General features: G+C 31.1%; 2 protein-coding genes. Both read left to right on the plus strand.

Annotated features, from left to right (window positions below; translation table 11 throughout):
- Positions 1–450: 450 nt before the first annotated feature.
- Entirely contained in the window at positions 451–1,323 is an 873-nt protein-coding gene (locus A5844_RS10405; protein ID WP_086285110.1) for a helix-turn-helix domain-containing protein, read from the plus strand.
- A gap of 707 nt (positions 1,324–2,030) precedes the next feature.
- Positions 2,031–2,612 (plus strand): transposase family protein (locus A5844_RS10410; RefSeq protein WP_179190587.1); only part of this gene is annotated, 582 nt, incomplete at its 3' end.

Below are 2,612 nucleotides of genomic sequence, written 5' to 3' on the forward strand. Positions count from 1 at the left end.
ATCTTTTTAAAAATTTTTCTTTTTTTATTTGGATAATTCATCTTTTGTCACACCTTACTTTTATGTATATAATTTTTACAGTAAAAAATAGCATTACTACAGTCATACATTCATAATAAAGGTGAACTCCCAAAAAAAGTCAGAACTACGCAAATCTGCAAATTATGGCAAAAAAATTAAAAATTAATTAAAAATTAATTTTATTTTTTGTTTTATTTTAAATAACAAGTATGTTATCCCATTCAAAAAATGGCAGCCCTATCAAAATATCTTTACTCAGAGATGATATTTTAATAAACATCTGTTATTAGCTATGTTATTGACTTACACTTTATTAGCATTTAATATTAGTAATATATAATTAGATGTTTTTTTATGTAATATAAGGAGTAAATATATGAGAAAAAAGCAAAAAAAATTTTTAATATATGAGAATTGGAGGGAAAATAGATGAGATACGATTTTGGTACAGTTTTTAAAAATTTGAGGAAAGCAAAGGGAATCTCTCAAAAAGATATTTGCTCAGAAAATTTTTCAGTGGCCACTCTATCACGAATAGAGAATAATTTATTGATTCCACCCTATGACCGTATGATTTATTTATTGAACCAACTCGATATCAGTGTTTCTGAATTCGAGTATCTTTGTAGTAATTATAAAGAGGATGAACGAAGTCGAATCATTTCCACCTTTCATAGCATCCACAATCATGCAAACCTTCCGAACTTGCAAAATTTATTAGCTGATTGCAAAAGATACTTATTAATCAATGACGATCTAAAGATTTTAGAAATCCAATCGATTTTAGAGATTTTTGTACATAGTGTAAATGAAACGCCTTTGAAACTTGAAAGTATATCTAATGTGCTAAGTGAGCTAATTTGGACTCGTTTGAAAAAAAGTGATATTTGGACGTATAGCGACCTTTTTATTATTACCAGTCACCTACACTTGCTCCCATTTGAGACAACTACTGCTATATTTCCAAGAATTGTAAAAGCGTTCAAACGATACGAAAATTTTGAAAACGCAAGGACCTTAAATGTTTGCTTACATCTAAATTATTCAGCCATTTATTTAAAACATGGACTGTTTTCAGAAGGAAAAAACATTGTTGAAAGAATTTTACCTGTCGCTCATCAAATTAACCGAGTGGATTTTATTGGCATCTTACTTGTTCACTTAGGAATCTTTACAGAAGATACTCACAAAATCGAGGAAGGATTAATGGTTTTACGAATTGCGAAAAAAAAGATGATTATTGAAAAGTTAACCAAAGTAATTCCAGAAAAGCTTGCTAGATCCATACTAACAATTTGTTAACTGACTCCGTATTAAAGGTGCCCGATTTCACTTGCATAGTGAACGGCCACCTTTTTTACATAAAATCCCTGACGTTTTATTTAGCAATTGATTTTAGAAAAAAATTTTTATTGAGATCATTTTTACTTATAAAAAATCGCATTTTACTACTGTCATTTTCCTTATAACTGATCATATAAAATAAAAAAAGCACTAATTGTCATTTCGATAGTACTCAAACATGTTCTAAGAATAAAAAAAGGGGTTGTGACATAAATTTTTCAAGGAAATGGATATCCAAACCATCTTGATACCGCTCCTATATTCTAGTAGGCTCTCGTCGCAAATTCACGATGAATAGTATCATCCGCCCATATTATTCGGATAATTTAGTCTGGTTTTACTTATGCCACCACCCCTTTCATTAGGACCTCTACTCCAATTCACTGAATCTTACAGATCGTAATCAAAAGTAGATTGATTGAGTTACCTTCTTAAATTCAATTTTATTTATTTTTTGACTGTTATGAAAAAAGCAAAAAAAAACTTCACAAAACAATTTGCTAATTTTTCTACATTTTAAAAAGTTGATTCAAAAGTTAGGCTCTATACTTTTTGATGTTGGTGGATTCCACTGACATCTTTTTTATTGAGAAAAAAAGATAGAAAAGACACCTTGAAATCCTTTAGAATTGATTTGGCATAACCATTCATAAGGAGGACTCAAGATGCCTTATACTCAGCTTATCAAAGATACTCTAAATATTCTAGACCTAAATATCCATTTTGAGGAAAATTGCTTAACGAAAGAAAAGTACAAAGGCCAAATTTGCATGATCTATCGTGGGAGGCTTCGTTATTCACCTGAAAAATGTGTTCATTGCCATTGTGTCGTCCCCTCTCAGCTTATCCGTTGGGGGACGACAACCGTTCGGTTGTTACTCAATGATGTTTCTGAATACCGAACTTATTTAGAATTGAAGAAACAACGCTTTAAATGTAAGTCTTGTCATAAAACCTTTGTTGCCGATACTTCAGTTGCTGAAAAGCACTGTTTTATTAGTCAAAAGGTCCGTTGGTCTGTCGTCACTCGTTTAAAGAAGAACACTTCAATGACCGAAATTGCCTACCAAAAAAATATTTCTGTCTCTTCCGTTTATCGAATCATGAAAAAATTTTATCGTCCATTGAATCCCTTGAAACAAAGCTTACCAAAAACTTTATGTTTCGATGAATTTAAGTCTGTTCGTAGTGTGTCTAGCGCCATGAGCTTCATTATGATGGATGGTGACACCCATGAACTACTGGAT

The organism is Candidatus Enterococcus wittei, assembly GCF_002140175.1.
Taxonomy (GTDB): domain Bacteria; phylum Bacillota; class Bacilli; order Lactobacillales; family Enterococcaceae; genus Enterococcus_B; species Enterococcus_B wittei.

Excerpts from the sequence above, each read along its gene's own strand:
- A5844_RS10405 (WP_086285110.1), top strand. The coding sequence starts at position 451 with ATGAGATACGATTTTGGTACAGTTTTTAAAAATTTGAGGAAAGCAAAG.